The organism is Paraburkholderia sp. GV068, assembly GCF_003058125.1.
In the GTDB taxonomy this organism is placed as follows: Bacteria; Pseudomonadota; Gammaproteobacteria; order Burkholderiales; family Burkholderiaceae; genus Paraburkholderia; species Paraburkholderia graminis.
Genome location: NZ_QBUB01000009.1, coordinates 169,187 through 186,991, shown reverse-complemented (window position 1 = coordinate 186,991; position 17,805 = coordinate 169,187). Strand labels below are relative to the sequence as shown.

Below are 17,805 nucleotides of genomic sequence, written 5' to 3'. Positions count from 1 at the left end.
AGCGTGTGAAAAACGATTGGTTTCAGGCCGCCGCCGTCGCATGCGACGATGCGCGCCTACCAATCAAACCGCTTATGGGGAACTGCATGCAACGCCGCATCGTCATCAAAAATCTGCTTGCTGTGGCGAGCGCCGCGGCTCTTTCGTTCACGGCAACGTTTGCGCACGCCGACGGCAAGCAACTCAAGGTCGGCACGATGAGCGGCCCCGACGCGCAAATCTGGACGGTGGTCACGAAAGTAGCGGCGCGCGAGGGGCTGAATGTGAAAGTGATCGAATTCAACGACTACGTGCAGCCGAATGCCGCATTGGATGCCGGCGATCTCGACGCCAATGGTTTTCAGCATCAGCCGTTTCTCGACAGCCAGATCAAGCAGCGCGGCTATAAGATCGTCAACGTGGGGCTGACGTATGTGTCGCCCATGGGCTTCTATTCGAACAAGCTCAAATCGCTGAAGGATCTGCCGGAAGGTGCGAAGGTCGGGATTCAGAACGATCCGTCGAACGGCAATCGCGCGTTGCTGCTGTTGCAAAAGTATGGCGTGATCAAACTGAAGCCGGGCGTCGGCACGAACGGCGTGAATGCAACGCCGCTCGACGTCGCCGAGAATCCGAAGAAGATCAAAGTGGTGGAACTGGACGCCGCGCAATTGCCGCGCGCACTGGGCGATCTCGACGCGGCATCGATCAATACCGATTATGCCGTGAAGGCCGGCCTGCAGCCGACTAAAGACGCCATCGCAATCGAAGATCTGAAAGGCCCTTACGCCAATCTGATCGCCGTGCGCGAGCAGGATCGCAACCAGCCCTGGGTGAAGAAACTGGTTGCGGCGTATGAGTCCGATGAAGTGCGCAAGTACATCGACACGCAGTTCAAAGGCGCGATCATTCCCGCGTTCTAAATTTCTCTAGCGGAAAGCCAGGAGCGAAGGCGCCTTCACGGCGCCTTTTTGTTTGCCTTCCGCTTTACCTTTGCTCGCGCGAATCAATTACTCAACAGCGAGCCGCTTCGAAACGCTGTCGCGCCGGCAATGCGCGCGAATTCGAGGCCAGCGGTGGCAAAGCGCGTCGAATGCCGCGCATACAGAACGCCGGCGACGCCGCTCTTCAGCGTGACGACGCGGTCTGTCAACGGATCGACGATGTCCGCGATTTCACGGCCCACGTCGACCCATGTGCCTACCTCGCAGCGATACACCAGCACGCCGCTGATCGGCGCCACGATTGGCTCGGCACCCGCGAGCGGCGTGGCCGCGAATTCGAGCGGCGGCAGCGCGGCCGCCGTGCCTGCGATCACGCCGCGCGCGGTCAGATATTCGATGATCGCCTGCGCGTCGTGCTCCGCGTACTCGTAAGACACCTCGCGCTGGCCGCGCAATTCGATCGTGACCGAAATGGAGCCGTTCGGAATCGGAAAGCGCTCGCCGAAACGGCCGCGCAGATCGGACCAGCAGAAGCTATGAATTTCGTCGAACGGATTGCCGACCGAGTTCAGCGCGAGCAGCGACGCCTTCGCGCCGAGATAACGCGCCAGCGGCTCGACGTCGGGCCACAGGTCCGGGTTCGTGTACAGATGCATCGCGGCTTCCCAGTCGCAATGCAGATCGAGCACCACGTCCGCGTCGTAAGAGAGCTTTTGCAGCGCGAGACGTTGCGATTCGAGTTCGGTTGCGGGCTGTTGCGCGTCGAGCGCCTCGCGCATCGCGCTGCGAATCGCGGTGCGATTCGCGTCGATGTCATCGCTGAGGCGGCCTTCGATGACCGGCAGCACGAGTGCCGAAAGATCGTGGAAATTGCGGTTGAAGTTCTGCGCGGTATTGGTTTCGAAGCGTCCCGTGAGATGGCCGAGGAAGTGCTGGTTCAGACCGATGGGATTGGCCACCGGCACGATTACCACTTCGCCGCGCAACTTGCCGGCTGCTTCGAGCGCTGCGAGCTTGCGGCGCAATTCCCAGGAGACGAGCATGCCCGGCAGTTCGTCGGCATGCAGGGACGACTGGATATAGATCTTCTGTCCGCCGCTCGGACCGTAATGAAAACTCGTCAGGTTGCGGGCGGTGCCGAGCGTCGGCGCAATCAGCGGATGGGATTGGGTTTGCATGGTTGTCGAATTCGCGGGGGAAAGTGCGGCGCACCGCTATCTCGTTGATTACAAGGGGGGAAGCCTGCATGAAGCCAGTTGCTGGCGGCAAATCCGGCAAGCGCGCCGCACCAGCATGGTGGCATCGGATCGCACGATCTTAGCCGATACGGCGACGCGCGTGTTTTGCCGCCATAAAACGCAACGGGCTCCGCGTGTGGCGGAGCCCGTTTTCACGGAGCCGTGGAGTGCGCCGCTAAACGCGCACGGCGCGGCTCCTCGGCGCGGAAGTCCGCGTATTAGCTGCCGTACACGTCGAAGTCGAAGTACTTCTTCTCGAGCTTCTTGTACGTGCCGTCCTTGATGATGTCGGCAATCGCCTTGTCGACCTTCGCCTTCAGATCCGTATCTTCCTTGCGCATGCCGATGCCCGCGCCGTTGCCCAGAATCTTCGGATCGTCGAGGTTCTTGCCGACGAAGTCGAAGCCTGCGCCACGCGGCGTCTTCAGGAAGCCGATTTCAGCTTGCACGGCATCTTGCAGCGCTGCGTCGAGACGGCCCGACAGCAAGTCGGCGTACACCTGGTCCTGGTTCTGATACGGCACGACCTTCGTGCCCTTCGCTTCCCAGTACGTCTTTGCGTAGGTTTCCTGGATCGTGCCCTGTTCGACGCCGACCGTCTTGCCCTTCAGCGATTCAGCCGTCGGCAGGATGCCCGAACCCTTCTTCGCGACGAGGCGCGTCGGCGTGTTGAACAGCTTCGACGAGAACGCCACCTGTTCGGCGCGTTGCGGCGTCATGGACATCGACGACAGCACGCCGTCGAACTTCTTCGCTTTCAGCGCCGGAATCATGCCGTCGAAGTCGTTTTCGACCCACACGCACTTGGCCTTCAGGCGCGCGCAGATTTCATTGCCGAGGTCGATGTCGAAGCCGACGAGCTTGCCGTCGGAGCCCTTGGACTCGAACGGGGGATAGCTGGCATCGACGCCGAAACGGATGGTGGTCCAATCTTTAGCGTGTGCGCCGATCGAGACGGTGGCAAGCAGAGCAACCGTCAATGCCGCTAGCAGTTTTTTCACTGTTTAACTCCTCGGTGTAGTTCAAATACTCCCGCATGCGGTTGTGCCGCTCGCGGGAAACCCGGCGCGACTTACGACCGGGCCTGGGTTGAAGCCGCCGGCCGGGGCGGCCAGCAGCGCGCGCCAAGCTTATCAGTTCAAAAATATTGGGTAGTTAGTGAAACACCGGATAGCGCATCGCGCATGCCCCGAAAATAAAAGCGCTCCGGACCGCGCTGCATCATAAAACGATGCACGCCGCATCGGAATTTCCGCGTTGCGGCCGAATGCGGAGTGCCGAAGTAGTACCGCCGTAGTGTCGCTGTAATGCGGTGGTAATGCGAATCGTTAATTGACATTTGTCAATCGCACGGCAATTTAATTCGTCGCAGGATTAAAGAAAGTCAGCCATATGCCGTTATCACGGGATGATTGCCCGTCGTGTCCCGCCGAGTGTGAGTTATTTCTCGGCATTTACGCAGTAAGGAAACCAAAAAGATATTGCTTGGCGCTATCATCGTTGCTCCTCTCGCTCGCCATGTAGCGCCAAAAGAGCAGTCCTGTCTGAGGAAATGTTCTCCTGGTTTAATTCGCGATTGATTACGCGGGCATAGGCTCGCCGGAACTGCCTTCTGCTTAACGGTGTTGTATGCACATGATTTCGACGGCAGATGAAAAGCGCCATGACGAGCGGCGTGGCCAGCGGCGAATTTCAGCGGCTTTGCCACGCGCGCGGTTAGCTGCGCGCGGCTATTGCGGCGTCTTGCTGCGCGTCGCGCTGAGCGTGTTTCTGTGCGTCGGGATGCTGTCGGGTGCATCGGCCGAGGCCGCAAAGAAAGTCCTGCATGTGCTCGCGTGGCCCGGTTACGCCGATGCCGACGTCGTGAAGACTTTCGAATTGCGCTACGACGTAAAGGTGGAAGTGACGCTCGTCGATTCCGACGAAGCGTTGTGGGCGCAAATGCACGCGAAAAATGCGCCGCCTTTCGACGTGCTCGCCGCCAACACCGCGGAGATACAGCGCTATTCGCGCGCCCATCTGCTCGCGCCGCTCGATCTGCAAAGCCTGCCCAACACCGCGCGACAATTGCCGCGTTTCCAGGCGCGCGCGTCGATTGAAGGAATCGTCTCAGACGGCAAGGTCTACGGAATTCCGTTTACCTATTCGTCGATGGGCCTCATTTACGACCGCAAGCAGATTCCGGTTGCACCGCGCTCGATGCGCGAACTGTGGAACCCGCGATACCGCGGCAAGGTGCTCGACTTCAACAGCGCGCAGCACAACTTTTCGTTTACCGCGCTTGCATTGGGTTATCGCGATCCGTTCAATCTGAACGACACGCAGATGCGCGCGATCGCTCACAAGCTCGTCGAACTGCGCCGCAATTTACTGACCTATTACACGTTGCCCGAAGAGGCCACCGCATTCTTTGTTCAGCACAACGTCGCGTTGATGTTCGGCAACTACGGCACGCAGCAAGTGGAATTGCTGCGCCGCGCGGGGGCCGACGTCGGTTACGTGATTCCCGACGAAGGCGTGCTCGCGTGGCTCGATTGCTGGTCCATGACGCGCGTGGCCGCCGAGCCGCAGCTCGCGCTCGCCTGGATCAATTACATGCTCGAGCCGGACGTGAGCCGCCTGCTGACGCAACGGCAGGGGCTCGCGAATACATTGACCGCGCCCGCGGCGAATAGCGACAACGCCCGCATTCTGTGGATCGGGCCGGTCGAGAACATTCAAAAGCGCGAGGACCTGTGGGCCCGAATCGCGTCCGGCGATCGCTCGGAGCGCTTCTGATGATCCGCCCAGGCCTCACGTTCAAACTCTCCGTGCTGCTCGCGTGCATCGGCGTGCTGGCTTCGGGCGCGACCGGCTATTACGCGTATCACTCGAACCGCACGATGCTCGTGAAGGAAGCGGGGCGCAGCTTGCTGACGTCGACTGAGTTGCTCGGCGAGCGCTTTTCCGCCTCCATCGACGACGTCGGCGCCGACGCGCTCGTGCTCGCGAGCTTGCCTTCGTCGGCGGAAGTCGTCGCGGCCGACGACGGTTTAAGCTCGAGCTTGCCCCGCGAACGGCTCGCGCAGGTGTACTCGAGCTTCATGATTCACCATGCCGAATATCTGCAGATCCGCCTGATCAGCCGCGCGAATCATGGGCTGGAAATCATTCGTTTCGACCGCGACGCCGACGGACTGATACGCGTGCAAGGCGGCAGTCTGCAGGAAAAAGGCCAGTTTCCGTATGTGTTCGAGCCGCTCGCCTTTTCGCCGGGACGCCTCTATACGTCGCCGATTTCCGTCAATCATGAATACGGCGCGCACGCGGCGCAGGGCAAACCGACGCTGCGGGTCGGCACGCCGGTAGCGAACGCGCAGGGCGCGGTGGTCGGCGTCGTGGTGATCGACGTGAATCTCTCGAATCTGCTCAAGCGTTTGCAAAGCGATTTGCCGAGCGATTATCAGGTTTATCTCGCGAACGAATGGGGCGACTTTCTCGTCCATCCCGATGCGGCCAAGACGTTCGGCTTCGATGTCGGTCGCCGCGTGCTGATGCAGGACAGCTTCGCCGTGACGAAGCCGCTCTTCGAACAGAAGGAAAGCGAAGTACTCGCGAACGGTCTTGCGCGTCCGCACGAGGCAGACGGACAGGTGCTCGCTTTCGTGCGCAGACCGTTCGGCGCGTCGGAGGGCAATCGCTTTATCGTGCTCGGACTCGGCAAGCCGCTCGAGGACGTGCTGTCCGGCGCGCATCTGCTGGGCGGCAGCATCATCCGCATGGTGTTGGTCTTCAGCGCACTGGCCGTGCTGCTCGCCATTCTGTTCGCACGCGCGCTCACCAAGCCGCTGCACATCCTCGCGTATGCGGCGACGCATCTGTTCGCCGAACACGCAATGGGCACGTTGCCGCTCAAGCGCACCGACGAGATCGGCGTACTCGCGCGCTGCTTCGACCGCTTGCGCCGTGAAATCCGATCGCAAATGGATGCGCTGCACGTCAAGCAGCGCGAACTCGTGCATCTCGCCACGCACGACGTGCTGACCGGTTTGCCGAATCGCATGCTGTTCATGGAGAAACTCGAGCGCGCGATTCAGGACGCGACGCGCCGCCGCGAAGGACTCGCCGTGCTGTTCGTCGACCTCGACCGCTTCAAGCAGATCAACGATCAGTTCGGCCATGCGGTCGGCGACAAGGTGCTCGTGGCGGTGGCGCTGCGGCTCAAACAGGTGCTGCATTCCGCCGATGTCGTCGCGCGTCTGGGCGGCGACGAATTCATTGTGCTGATCGAAGGGCCCCGCTCGGCTGAGGCGGCGCCGGGCATCGCGTCGCGCATCATGACCACGCTGAACGAAGAAATCGTGATGGACGGCCAGGGCATGACGGTGGGCGCGAGCATCGGCATCAGCCAGTTTCCCGACGACAGCGGCACCGCCGAAGAACTGCTGCTCAATGCGGACGCGGCGATGTATGCGGCGAAATCGGGGGGACGGTGCGCGTATTTGCGCTATCACGACGTACTCGAAGCGCGTCGGCGTCAGCAGACGGAGCCGATCGAAGTCGTGCAGGCAACGGCAGGCGACGGCCCACCCGAAGGGCGCGAAGCGGAGCCGACCGCGTAATACGCACCTTGCTTTTTGTGCGCGCTATTGCGATGCGGCTATCGCGGCGCGTGCACCCTGCGTTTGCAGCAACTGCAACGCATGATGAAGCGCGTCCCTGAACGCGGGCTGTTGGGCCAATTCCACGGGGAAGATTTCGCGCACCGATAGCAACGCGTCCATTAACGCTTGCGGCTCGCCATTGGCCGATGCCGCGAGCGTCTTCAATCTGTCGGCAAGCGGATCGCTGATGTCGTAACGCGAGCCGTCATCCGCATGACCGCGCAGGAACGTCATCCATGCCGCGACCGCCAGTGCAAGACGCGCAAACGGCTGATTCGCTGCGATTCTTGCCGCGATCGTGCCGAGCAGGCGGGGCGGAATCTTTTGACTACCGTCCATCGCGATCTGCGCGCAGCGGTGTTTGAGCGCGGGGTTCGCATAGCGTTCGAGCAGTGCGTCACGATAGGCGGCTACGTCGAACGAAGCGGGCATGTCGAGCGTCGGCGCGATTTCGTGCGTCATCATCGCGTGAATGAGATTGCGCACGGTGGGCTCGGCGATGGCCTCGTCGATCGTGGCGAAGCCGCCGAGCATCGACAGATAGGCAAGCGTGGAATGCGTGCCGTTGAGCATGCGCAGCTTCGCCAGTTCGTAGGGCGTGACATCGTCGACGAGTTGCGCGCCCACCGCATGCCATGCGGGACGTCCCGCTGGAAAATAGTCTTCGATAACCCATTGCCGGAAAGGCTCGCAAGGCACGGGCGCGGCGTCGCAATATCCGAGCGCCGCGGCTGCGCTCGCGTGTTCCGCGTCGGTCGTGGCAGGGACGATACGGTCGACCATTGTCGACGGGAAGGCCACTTCCGCGGCAATCCAGTCGGCGAGTGCCGTATCGGACTGCCTTGCAAACGAACACACCACCTGACGTAATGCGGCGCCGTTGTGCGCGAGGTTGTCGCACGAGGGAACGGTGAACGGCTTTATTGCAGCGTCGCGGCGTGCGCGCAGTGCGGCGACCAGAATGCCGGGCACGGTGCGCGGCGCGTGTGGATGCGAAAGATCGTGTTGTACGGCGGGATCGTCGAGCGCGACGTCGCCTGTTTTTGCATCGCGGTAGTAGCCTTTTTCCGTGACGGTCAACGACACGATCCGCACTGCGGGATCGGCGAGGCGGGCAAACAGCGCGTCGCTATCGTGCGGCATTGCGAGCACCTCGCGCAGTGCGCGCATGACCGTCACCTTCGCGCCGTCAGGGCCGCGTTCAACGACGCTGTATAAGCCTTGCTGTTCCATCAGCGCATCGCGCTTGGCCACGTCGCCTTGCAGCGTGACGCCGCAAATGCCCCAGTCGCCACCTTCGGCGAGCATGGCTTCTTCCGTATAAAGCGCCTGATGCGCGCGATGAAAATTGCCGATGCCGAGATGAACGATGCCGATGCCGGGCTCGCGCCATGCGGCCTGCGGCGATAACACATGTTCATGCAAGGCGGACAACGCTTGACGATTGAGTCGAGGCAACGATGCTGGCGTGCTCATGTTTGAAATCCAGACGAGGTCACGGGTTGCGTCACGGGCTGTGAATTACGGTGAATCGCAGTGAATCAGCGGGAAAACCCTGATTTGACGCTTCAATATACTTGTATGGTAGCATCGTTCCAACGCTTCGGGCACTGCGAAAAACGCGGTTTCGGCAACACGTTGCCGCTGCGGTTGTCGCCCCAAGCCTCGTCTCTGCAAGGAAGAAAACATGAAGATCGTTCGTGCCGACGTCATCGTCACATGTCCCGGCCGCAACTTCGTCACGCTGAAAATCGTCACCGACGAAGGCGTGCACGGTATCGGCGATGCGACGCTCAATGGCCGTGAACTGGCCGTTGCCTCGTATCTGAAGGACCACGTGTGCCCGCTTCTGATCGGCCGCGATCCTGGCCGTATCGAAGACACCTGGCAGTATCTGTACAAAGGCGCGTACTGGCGCCGCGGTCCTGTCACGATGACGGCAATCGCCGCTGTCGACATGGCGCTCTGGGACATACTCGGAAAAGTGACCGGCATGCCCCTGTACAAACTGCTCGGCGGCGCGTCGCGCGAAGGCGTGATGGTCTACGGACACGCCACCGGCCGCGACATTCCCGAAGCGCTCGAACGGTACGCCGAACACATCGAAGCGGGCTATCAGGCCATCCGCATTCAATGCGGCGTGCCGAACATGCGCTCTGTCTATGGCGTGTCGAAGGGCAGCGGCATGTACGAGCCCGCAACGAAGGGCGCGGTGGAAGAGCAAAGCTGGTCGTCGGAGAAATATCTCGACTTCGTGCCGAAGCTGTTCGAAGCCGTGCGCGACAAGTTCGGTTTCGACACGCATCTGCTGCACGACGTGCACCATCGGCTGACGCCTATCGAAGCCGCGCGCCTCGGCAAATCTGTCGAACCGTACCGTCTCTTCTGGATGGAAGACCCGACGCCCGCCGAAAACCAGACCGGCTTCCGCCTGATACGCGAGCATACGGTCACGCCGATTGCAGTCGGCGAAGTGTTCAACAGCATCTGGGACTGCAAGCAGTTGATCGAGGAGCAACTGATCGACTATATCCGCGCGACGTTGACTCACGCGGGCGGCATCACGCATCTTCGGCGGATTGCGGATTTTGCTTCGCTGTATCAGGTACGCACCGGCTGCCACGGACCGTCGGATCTGTCGCCGGTCTGCATGGGCGCTGCGTTGCATTTCGACCTGTGGGTGCCGAATTTCGGCGTGCAGGAATACATGGGCTTTCCGCAAGACGCGCTGGATGTATTCCCGCATGCATGGCGTTTCGACAAAGGCATGATGCATCCCGGCGATGCGCCAGGTCACGGCGTCGACATCGACGAAGCCGCTGCCGCGCGTTTCCCGTACGACCCGGCTTATCTGCCCGTTGCGCGTCTCGAGGACGGCACGCTATGGAACTGGTGACGCCGCGTTATCGCCGAGCATTGTTCTTTTCGAATTGAAATACCGGAGCCCACCATGTTTGCAGCCGTCCTTCACGAACCCAAGCTGATCCGCATCGACGAAATGGAACCGCCGGAGCCCGGCCCCGGTCAGGTGCGAGTGCGCGTGCGCGCGGGCGGCATTTGCGGCTCGGATCTGTCGTACTACTTCAAGGGAAAAAGCGGCGATTTTGCGGTGCGCGAGCCCTTTGTGCTTGGACACGAAGTGGCCGGCGAAATCGATTCGCTCGGCGCGGGCGTGAGTACGGAAACGCGTCTCGCGCCGGGTCAGCGCGTCGCCGTGAATCCCGGCCTCGCCTGCGGCACCTGCAAGTACTGCACGATAGGGATGCCTAATCATTGTCTGAACATGCGCTTCATGGGCAGCGCGTCGACCTTCCCGCACACGCAGGGCATGTTCCGGCAATACATTGTCGTGGCCGCGCGGCAATGTTTCCCGGTGGCGGACGGCGTCGATTTCGCGCAGGCGTCGATGGCCGAGCCGCTCGCCGTTGCGTTGCACGCGGTGAAGCAGGCCGGCTCGCTCATCGGCGCGAGCGTGCTGCTGATCGGTTGCGGACCGATCGGCTGCATTCTGCTATCTGTCGCGCGGCGTGCCGGCGCGCATCGGGTCGTTGCGGTGGATCTGTCGAGCCGCGCGTTGAGCGTCGCGGAACAGCTCGGCGCGGACCAGACCGTGAATGCCGCCGATACCGCGACGATCGAACAATGGTCCGCGCAACGCGGCACATTCGATGTCGTGATAGAAGCATCGGGTAGCCCCGCGGGGCTCGACACTGCGTTGCGCTCGGCGCGCGCGGGCGGCACGGTGATCCAGGTCGGCAATTTGCCGGCGGGTCAATCGCCTGTTGCCGCCAACCTCGTCATGTCGAAAGAGCTGCGCTATCAGGGCTCGTTCCGTTTCGCCGACGAATACGCGACCGCCGCCGATGAAATCGCCTCCGGCAAGCTGGACCTGCGCCCGCTCATGACGCACGCGTTTGCGATGAACGACGCCAACAAGGCGTTCGAGGTCGCGCTCGACCGCTCGCAATCGATGAAGGTCCACCTGAATTTCGATTGAAGCCGCACGTCCGAGAGGCGCGCGCATCCCATTCACAAGCGGTATTAACGCCCGTCAAGAGGCGAGAACCGAAGGAGACATCGCATGATTAAAAGTCAACGCTGGTTTGTCGTGGCGCTGCTGTTTCTCGCAGGCGTCATCAATTATCTGGACCGCTCGGCGCTGTCTATCGCCGCGCCGCTGATCCAGAAAGACCTTAACTTTTCGCACGCGCAAATGGGCGTGGTGTTCAGCAGCTTCTTCGTCGGCTACGCGTTGTTCAATTTCGTGGGCGGCGTGCTGTCGGATAAGGTCGGCGCAAAACGCGTGTTCGGCACGGCAATGGGCGTATGGTCGGTGTTTTGCGGAGCAACGGCGCTTGCGACGGGCATTGGTTCGCTCATCGTCTTGCGCGTGCTGTTCGGCATGGGCGAAGGCCCGTTCAGCTCGTCCAACAGCAAGATGGTCAACAACTGGTTTCCGCGCAAGGAAGTCGCGAGCGCGATCGGCGTGATCAGTTCCGGCACGCCGCTTGGCGGCGCGCTTGCGGGTCCGGTGGTGGGCTTCATGGCGGTGCAGTTCGGCTGGCGCTGGGCCTTCGTCGCGATCATGCTGCTGGGGCTGCTTTGGCTGATCGCATGGGCCGCGACCACGACTGAACATCCGCAGCAGAACGCGCGTGTCTCACAAGCGGAGATGGAAATCATTCTGGCCGGTCAGGCGGATGAACATGCCATCACCCATTCGGCCGATGGCGAGAAGCTCGGCCTTGGCCACTTCCTGCGCAAGCCGATCATTCTCGCGACGGCCTTCGCGTTCTTCTCGTATAACTACGTGCTGTTCTTCTTTCTCTCGTGGTTCCCGACGTATCTGACGGAAGCGCATCACCTGAGCTTGCATGACATGAGTATCGCCACGGTGATCCCGTGGGTACTCGGCAGCATCGGGCTCGCAGCGGGCGGCTTCATCTCCGACCTGATTCTGCGGTTGACGGGCAGGCCGCTCCTGTCGCGCAAGATCGTGCTCGGCACCTGCCTCGGCGCGGCGGCGGTGTGCGTCGCGCTGGCCGGCCGCGTGGCCAGCACGCAAAGCGCGGTCGGGTTGATGTCGGTCTCGATCTTCTTCCTCTATGTAACGGGCGCCGTGTATTGGGCCGTGATTCAGGACACGGTGCCGCGCGAACATGTCGGCGGCGTCGGCGGCTTCGTGCATCTGCTGGCGAATCTGGCCGGCGTGATTGGACCCGCGGTTACCGGCTTCATCGTGCAGGCGACGCATGGCGCATACGGCAGCGCATTCGTGCTGGCGGGCGGGATTGCGGTGCTCGGCGCGGTGTGCTCGGTCGTATGGATTCGCGAGCCGCGTGCAGGCACGCTGACCATCGAACGTGCATGGTAGTATGGTGCGAAGCCTCGCGACGTATCGCTGAGGCTTCCCACCCGATGCTCTCCGTAGTTTGCAAAAATGCCGACCAGGAATTTCTCCGCCAGCAAGCCTTCGATTTCCGCCGATGCAACGCTCGCCGTGCCGCGCGCCCGGCGTCGCGCGAGTGCGCAGCAAGGCGAGCATGTCGCGCTGCCCGACCTGACCGCGAACGTGTCGTTCGATTCGCACGAACCCATCGGCAAGCAGATTTTCCGGGCGTTGCGGCAGGCCATTTTTATCGGACAGATGGCGCCCGGCACACCGCTTTCGGAGAAGGACGTCTCCGACATGTTTCAGGTGTCGCGGCAGCCCGTGCGCGAGGCGTTCATCAAACTGGTCGAGGCGGGCGTATTGCAGGTCTTGCCGCAACGCGGCACTTTCGTGAAGCGCATTTCGCCGCGTCAGGTGCGCGAAGGGCGCTTCATTCGCGAAGCGATCGAAGCAGCCGTCGTGCGCAAAGCGGCTGTGTCGATTACCGACGAGCAATTGCAGGCGCTTACCGACAACATCCGTGACCAGAAGCTCGCGGCGAAATCGAACGACACGGCCGCGTTTCTCGCACTCGACGAGGCGTTTCATTACGCGATCGCCCAAGCAATAGATTGCACGGCCGCGTGGGAAACCATCCAGGACATCAAGGCGCAGATGGACCGCGTGCGTTACTTGAGTCTGCCCGACGTGTCGCCACTCGATCTGCTAATCAAACAGCACGCGAAAATTCTGGCCGGCTTGCGCGCCCGCGATCCGGCCGCCGCCGAAGCCGCGATGCGCAGTCATCTGCGCGAAATTCTCGTGTCGCTCGGTCCCATCGCCGCGCGCAATCCCGCGTGGTTCGAAGCGGACGAACCCGAGCGCGTGCCGCTGTCCACGTAAATACGTCGCGCTGGACAGGTCCCGAAACGCGCCGTCTTATGGCAAAGTGTGCCGTTTAAAAGCCATGAGGTGAGGGGCCAATGACAGGTCGCCTGGTCTATGTGATGGGGCCGTCCGGCGCGGGTAAAGACGCGTTGCTGGGCTTTGCGCGCAAGCATCTCGCGGGCGAGCCGATTCTTTTCGCGCATCGTTACATTACGCGGCCAAGCGGCAATGGCGAGGAACATGTCGCGCTCAGTGTCGAGGAGTTCGCCGCGCGTTCGTTGCTCGGTCTCTTCGCGCTCGAGTGGTCGAGTCATTCGCTGCACTATGGCATCGGCATCGAACTCGATGCGTGGCTCGCGCGTGGTTGCACGGTGGTCGTCAACGGTTCGCGTCAGTATCTGAATCATGCGCTCGCGCGCTATCCGCGGACAGAAGTCGTGCATGTGGACGCGGCGCCGCATATTCTCGAAGCGCGTCTCGGCGCACGCGCGCGCGAATCCGCGGAACAGGTGGCCGCGCGGCTCGCACGTCACGCGCCTTTCAGCTTGCCCGACGGCGTGCGCTGCGAGTCGATCGACAACTCAGGCGAACTCGAAGACGCGGGTCATGCATTGATCGCCTTCCTCAAGGGCCATGCCCGGCTATAGTGCTGGACATCGAGCCGCGTGAGCGTGCGTCACGCTTACGGCCGCCTTTGCATCTGCCTTCATTCAGCTTCACCCATCACGGAGTCCCTTGAAAAATGAGCGAAACCGCGCGTTTGACCGAACTAGCCGATCTGATTCCCGCCGCCGAAAGCCTGCGTGATATTCGCCATCACATCCATCGCCATCCCGAACTGGCTTACGAGGAATTGCAGACGGGCGCGCTCGTCGCCGGCAAACTCGAAGAATGGGGCTGGCAGGTGACGCGCGGTGTCGGTGAAACCGGCGTGGTCGGTACGTTGAAAGCGGGCGAGGGCACACGCAGCATCGGCATTCGCGCGGACATGGACGCGTTGCCGATCGTCGAGGAAACCGGTTTGCCTTATGCGAGCGGCACGCACGGCAAGATGCACGCGTGCGGCCACGACGGTCACACCACGATGCTGCTCGGCGCGGCCCAACGCCTCGCGGTCACGCGCAATTTTTCGGGCACGGTGCACCTGTACTTTCAGCCGGCCGAAGAAAGCGGCATCGACAGCGGCGCGAAGAAAATGATCGAAGACGGCCTGTTCGAGCGCTTTCCGTGCGACGCCGTGTTCGGTGTGCACAATCATCCGGGCGCGGAGCCGGGCGTGCTGCTGTTTCGCAAGGGGCCGTTCATGTCGGCCGGCGACAAGGCGATCATCACGATCGAAGGCGTGGGCGGTCATGCGGCGCGTCCGCATCTGACGGTGGATCCGGTCGTGATCGCCGCGAGCATCGTAATGGCGTTGCAGACGATCGTCGCGCGCAACGTCGATCCGTCGCAACCGGCGGTGGTGACGGTCGGCTCCATGCATGCGGGCACGGCGAACAACGTGATCGCAAGCACGGCGAAGCTGGAACTGAGCGTGCGTTCGTTCAGCGCCGAAGTGCGCGCGCTGCTGAAAAAGCGCATTACCGAACTCGCCGAAACGCAGGCCGCAAGTTATGGCGGCAAGGCCATCGTCGAATATATCGAAGGCTATCCGGTCGTGATTAATTCGGATCACGAAACAGATTTCGCAATCGAAGTCGCGCGCGAACTGGTGGGCGACGACAAGGTAGTCGCGCAGACGGACATGCTCATGGGCAGCGAAGACTTTGCGTTCATGCTGCAACAGCGGCCGGGCACGTTCTTGCGTATCGGCAACGGAGTCGGCGAGGACGGCTGCATGGTGCACAACCCGCACTACGACTTCAACGACCGCAATCTGCCGGTGGGCGCCGCGTTCTGGACGCGTCTTGTGGAACGGTATCTGAGCCGCTAGACGCCTGGACGCAGGCAGCGGCGCTTGTGCTTCAACGTTATTCACGCAGAAGCGCAAGCACAAGCGCCAGCGCCATCACCCGCGCCGCGCCACCATCTCCGACACGCTTTGCGCCGCGTGTTGCAGCGGCTCGAGAAACGCCTTCACCATCTGCTTCGCGGAATTGCGCTGCGCATTGCCGCTGATGTTCATCGCGGCGATCACGCGTCCCTGCCGATTGCGGATCGGCGCGGACAGCGAAATCAGACCGCCTTCGAGTTCCTGATCGACGATGGCCCAGCCCTGGCGGCGCACCTGCGCGATCAGCTTCTTCAGTTCTTCCTTGTCCGTCACCGTGCGCGGCGTGTGCGCGTAAAGCGGCGACGAATTCAGCGTTGCGTCGAGCGTTTCGTCGTCGAGCGCGGACAGCAGCACGCGGCCCATCGACGTGCAATACGCCGGCAAGCGGCTGCCGATCGACAGATTGATCGTCATGATCTTGTGCGTCGGCACGCGCAGCACATACACGATCTCGGTACGGTCGAGCACGGCCGCCGAGCAGCTCTCGTGAACCTGCGCGGACAATTCCTCCATCACCGGCTCGGCGAGATTCCAGAACGGCATCGACGTCAGATACGCGAAGCCGAGGTCCAGAATCTTCGGCGTGAGACGGAACAGGCGCCCTTCGGCTTCGACATAACCGAGCGTCTGCAAGGTCAGCAGAATGCGGCGCGCGCCGGCGCGCGTGAGGCCGGTCGCGGCGGCGACGTCGGTGAGCGTCTGTTCGGGGCGCTTCGCGTCGAACGCGCGAATCACCGCGAGGCCGCGCGCGAACGACTGCACGTAGGAGTCGCCCGGTTTGTCCGGGGCCGGTTCGGCGCTGGCGGAAACGTCGGAGGACGGCGGCAAGGCTTTGCTCATGGACCTGGAAGAATGCGTTCGAAGGGCTCGGGCACCGCTGGCGTCGAGTGAATCGACCTCGATCGACCGTGATCGACGCTTGATCAACATGCGGATGCGCAAAGGCGTGACGATAGCTTAAGCCTTCTGTTTCGCCAACTTAAGCACCCTGCGCTTGAAAAACCCAGGGTATCCGAGGATGCCGCCCGCATCGAAAATTTGTATGATGACCCGATAACATGACAACGAGGCAGTGCATGTTCGACAAGATTCCAGCGCGCGCATTGAGCGACACGGTCGCGCAGCAGCTTCTCAAGCAGATCGACAAGGGCACGTTCACGCGCGGCGGCAAGCTGCCGACCGAGGCCGTGCTCGCGCAACAGTTCGGCGTGAGCCGCACGGTGATTCGCGAGGCGATCTCGCGGCTGAAGAATGAAGGCGTGGTCGAGCCGCGTCAGGGCAGCGGCGTGTTCGTCGCGGCGCATGGGACGGTGCGGCCGCTGCGTATCGACTACGCGGAAGCGGTCGAGCCTGGCTCCGTCGTGCAGATTCTCGCGCTGCGGCGGGCGATCGAAGCCGAAGTCGCGTCCGAGGCCGCGATGCGCCGCACCGACGCCGACATGATGGCCATTGATGCCGCGCTCGCGAAGATCGACGAGGCTGTCGCCGAGGGCGAAGACGGCGTGACCGAAGACGTCGCGTTTCATCGCGCGATCGCGGCGGCTACCGGCAATCCGTATTTCCTCAAAACGCTCACGTTCCTGAACCAGTATCTCGAGGCCGGCACGGTCGTCACGCGTCGCAATGAAGCGTTGCGCGAGGACTTTTCGCGTCAGGTGCGCGAAGAGCATGCGGCCATTGCCGCCGCGATTCGCGCGGGCGATCCGATGGCCGCGCGCAATGCGGCGCGAACGCATATGTACAACGCCGCACGGCGGCTCGCGGAAGCGGGCATTCGCTGATGCAAGGCCCTGTGCCCGGCGCATTCCCGCGCCGATTCGCGTGAGCACTTAACAGACTTCAGAGAGGTTCGAGCATGTCCAGAAATGTTGGTGTCATCGGTCTTGGCGCAATGGGCCTCGGCGTCGCGCGCTCGTTGCTGCGCGCGGGCTTTCGCGTTCACGCGTGCGACCTGCGCAGTGAAGTGCTGCAAGCCTTCGTGAAGGAGGGCGGCGTGGGTTGCGCATCGCCCGCCGAACTCGGCGCGCAATGCGAGGTGGTCGTCACGCTGGTCGTCAACGCTGCGCAAACCGAAGCGGTGCTGTTCGGCGCACAAGGCGCGGTTTCGGCGATGAAGCCGGGCGGCGTCGTGATCGCGAGCGCGACGGTCGCGCCCGACTTCGCGATCGAACTCGGCAAGCGTGTTGAAGCAGCCGGCTTGCAGATGCTCGATGCACCGGTCTCGGGTGGCGCGGCGCGCGCGGCATCCGGCGAGATGACGATGATGACGTCCGGCCCCGCCGCGGCTTATGCGGCCTGCGAGGACGTGCTGGCGAAGATGGCCGGCAAGGTCTACCGCCTCGGCTCGGCGCATGGCGCGGGATCGAAGGTGAAGATCATCAACCAGTTGCTCGCGGGCGTGCATATCGCGGTGGCGGCGGAGGCGATGGCGCTCGGCTTGCGCGAAGGCGTCGATCCCGACGCGCTGTACGACGTCATCACGCACAGCGCGGGCAATTCGTGGATGTTCGAAAACCGCGTGCCGCACATACTCAATGGCGATTACACGCCGCTGTCGGCCGTCGATATTTTCGTCAAGGATCTCGGCCTCGTGCTCGATACCGCGCGCCGCTCGAAATTCCCGTTGCCGCTCTCGGCGGCGGCGCATCAGATGTTCATGATGGCGTCCACGGCCGGCCACGGCGGCGAGGACGATTCCGCGGTCATCAAGATTTTCCCCGGCATCGACGTGCCGGCGGCCAAGTAAGCG

15 protein-coding genes are annotated in these 17,805 nt (G+C 62.3%); 11 read left to right on the top strand and 4 right to left on the bottom strand.

All coding sequences use genetic code 11. The features are described from left to right. Window positions 1–86: 86 nt before the first annotated feature. Complete coding sequence (locus C8K18_RS19645; RefSeq protein WP_165919828.1) at window positions 87–902, top strand: MetQ/NlpA family ABC transporter substrate-binding protein; 816 nt, start codon at window positions 87–89, stop codon at window positions 900–902. 83 nt (window positions 903–985) lie between these two features. Here C8K18_RS19645 and C8K18_RS19640 read toward each other — a convergent pair whose 3' ends face one another. Beyond that, entirely contained in the window at window positions 986–2,101 is a 1,116-nt protein-coding gene (locus C8K18_RS19640) for a succinylglutamate desuccinylase/aspartoacylase family protein (protein WP_107708959.1), read from the bottom strand. Window positions 2,102–2,379: 278 nt separating this feature from the next. Continuing rightward, window positions 2,380–3,162: an ABC transporter substrate-binding protein gene (locus C8K18_RS19635; protein ID WP_006049253.1), complete on the bottom strand. Its 783-nt coding sequence runs from the start codon at window positions 3,160–3,162 to the stop codon at window positions 2,380–2,382. A gap of 628 nt (window positions 3,163–3,790) precedes the next feature. Here C8K18_RS19635 and C8K18_RS19630 point away from each other — a divergent pair. Both C8K18_RS19630 and C8K18_RS19625 read left to right on the top strand, forming a co-directional pair. Continuing rightward, the gene (locus C8K18_RS19630; RefSeq protein WP_053859527.1) at window positions 3,791–4,939 is read left to right on the top strand and encodes an extracellular solute-binding protein; all 1,149 of its coding nucleotides are present in this window, start codon (window positions 3,791–3,793) and stop codon (window positions 4,937–4,939) included. Beyond that, complete coding sequence (locus C8K18_RS19625) at window positions 4,939–6,762, top strand: diguanylate cyclase domain-containing protein (protein WP_006049255.1); 1,824 nt, start codon at window positions 4,939–4,941, stop codon at window positions 6,760–6,762. The genes C8K18_RS19630 and C8K18_RS19625 overlap by 1 nt, the downstream gene beginning before the upstream one ends. 24 nt (window positions 6,763–6,786) lie before the next feature. Here C8K18_RS19625 and C8K18_RS19620 read toward each other — a convergent pair whose 3' ends face one another. Further along, window positions 6,787–8,280: a mannitol dehydrogenase family protein gene (locus tag C8K18_RS19620; RefSeq protein ID WP_107708958.1), complete on the bottom strand. Its 1,494-nt coding sequence runs from the start codon at window positions 8,278–8,280 to the stop codon at window positions 6,787–6,789. A gap of 211 nt (window positions 8,281–8,491) precedes the next feature. On the opposite strand from C8K18_RS19620, the gene manD reads away from it, so the two are divergent. The 6 genes from manD (at window position 8,492) to C8K18_RS19590 (ending at window position 14,996) form a co-directional block, all read left to right on the top strand. After that, entirely contained in the window at window positions 8,492–9,700 is a 1,209-nt protein-coding gene (manD, locus tag C8K18_RS19615) for a D-mannonate dehydratase ManD (RefSeq protein ID WP_107708956.1), read from the top strand. A 54-nt stretch (window positions 9,701–9,754) separates the two neighbouring features. Continuing rightward, window positions 9,755–10,801: an L-idonate 5-dehydrogenase gene (locus C8K18_RS19610; protein WP_006049259.1), complete on the top strand. Its 1,047-nt coding sequence runs from the start codon at window positions 9,755–9,757 to the stop codon at window positions 10,799–10,801. 84 nt (window positions 10,802–10,885) lie between these two features. Further along, window positions 10,886–12,178, top strand: coding sequence for an MFS transporter (locus C8K18_RS19605; protein WP_107708954.1), 1,293 nt, complete (start codon window positions 10,886–10,888; stop codon window positions 12,176–12,178). A gap of 66 nt (window positions 12,179–12,244) precedes the next feature. Next, on the top strand, window positions 12,245–13,078 hold the full coding sequence (locus C8K18_RS19600) for a GntR family transcriptional regulator (protein ID WP_107708951.1): 834 nt from the start codon (window positions 12,245–12,247) through the stop codon (window positions 13,076–13,078). A gap of 80 nt (window positions 13,079–13,158) precedes the next feature. After that, window positions 13,159–13,710, top strand: coding sequence for a phosphonate metabolism protein/1,5-bisphosphokinase (PRPP-forming) PhnN (gene phnN / locus C8K18_RS19595; RefSeq protein WP_006049262.1), 552 nt, complete (start codon window positions 13,159–13,161; stop codon window positions 13,708–13,710). A gap of 95 nt (window positions 13,711–13,805) precedes the next feature. After that, the gene (locus tag C8K18_RS19590; RefSeq protein ID WP_107708949.1) at window positions 13,806–14,996 is read left to right on the top strand and encodes a M20 aminoacylase family protein; all 1,191 of its coding nucleotides are present in this window, start codon (window positions 13,806–13,808) and stop codon (window positions 14,994–14,996) included. Between the two features lie 75 nt (window positions 14,997–15,071). Here the strand turns inward: C8K18_RS19590 and C8K18_RS19585 are convergent, their stop codons facing one another. Then, the gene (locus C8K18_RS19585) at window positions 15,072–15,896 is read right to left on the bottom strand and encodes an IclR family transcriptional regulator (protein WP_006049264.1); all 825 of its coding nucleotides are present in this window, start codon (window positions 15,894–15,896) and stop codon (window positions 15,072–15,074) included. Window positions 15,897–16,132: 236 nt separating this feature from the next. Between C8K18_RS19585 and C8K18_RS19580 the strand changes: the two genes are divergently transcribed. Both C8K18_RS19580 and ltnD read left to right on the top strand, forming a co-directional pair. Next, complete coding sequence (locus C8K18_RS19580; RefSeq protein ID WP_107708947.1) at window positions 16,133–16,837, top strand: FadR/GntR family transcriptional regulator; 705 nt, start codon at window positions 16,133–16,135, stop codon at window positions 16,835–16,837. A gap of 74 nt (window positions 16,838–16,911) precedes the next feature. Continuing rightward, window positions 16,912–17,802, top strand: a complete 891-nt coding sequence (ltnD, locus tag C8K18_RS19575) for an L-threonate dehydrogenase (protein ID WP_107708945.1) — start codon at window positions 16,912–16,914, stop codon at window positions 17,800–17,802. Window positions 17,803–17,805 lie beyond the last annotated feature (3 nt).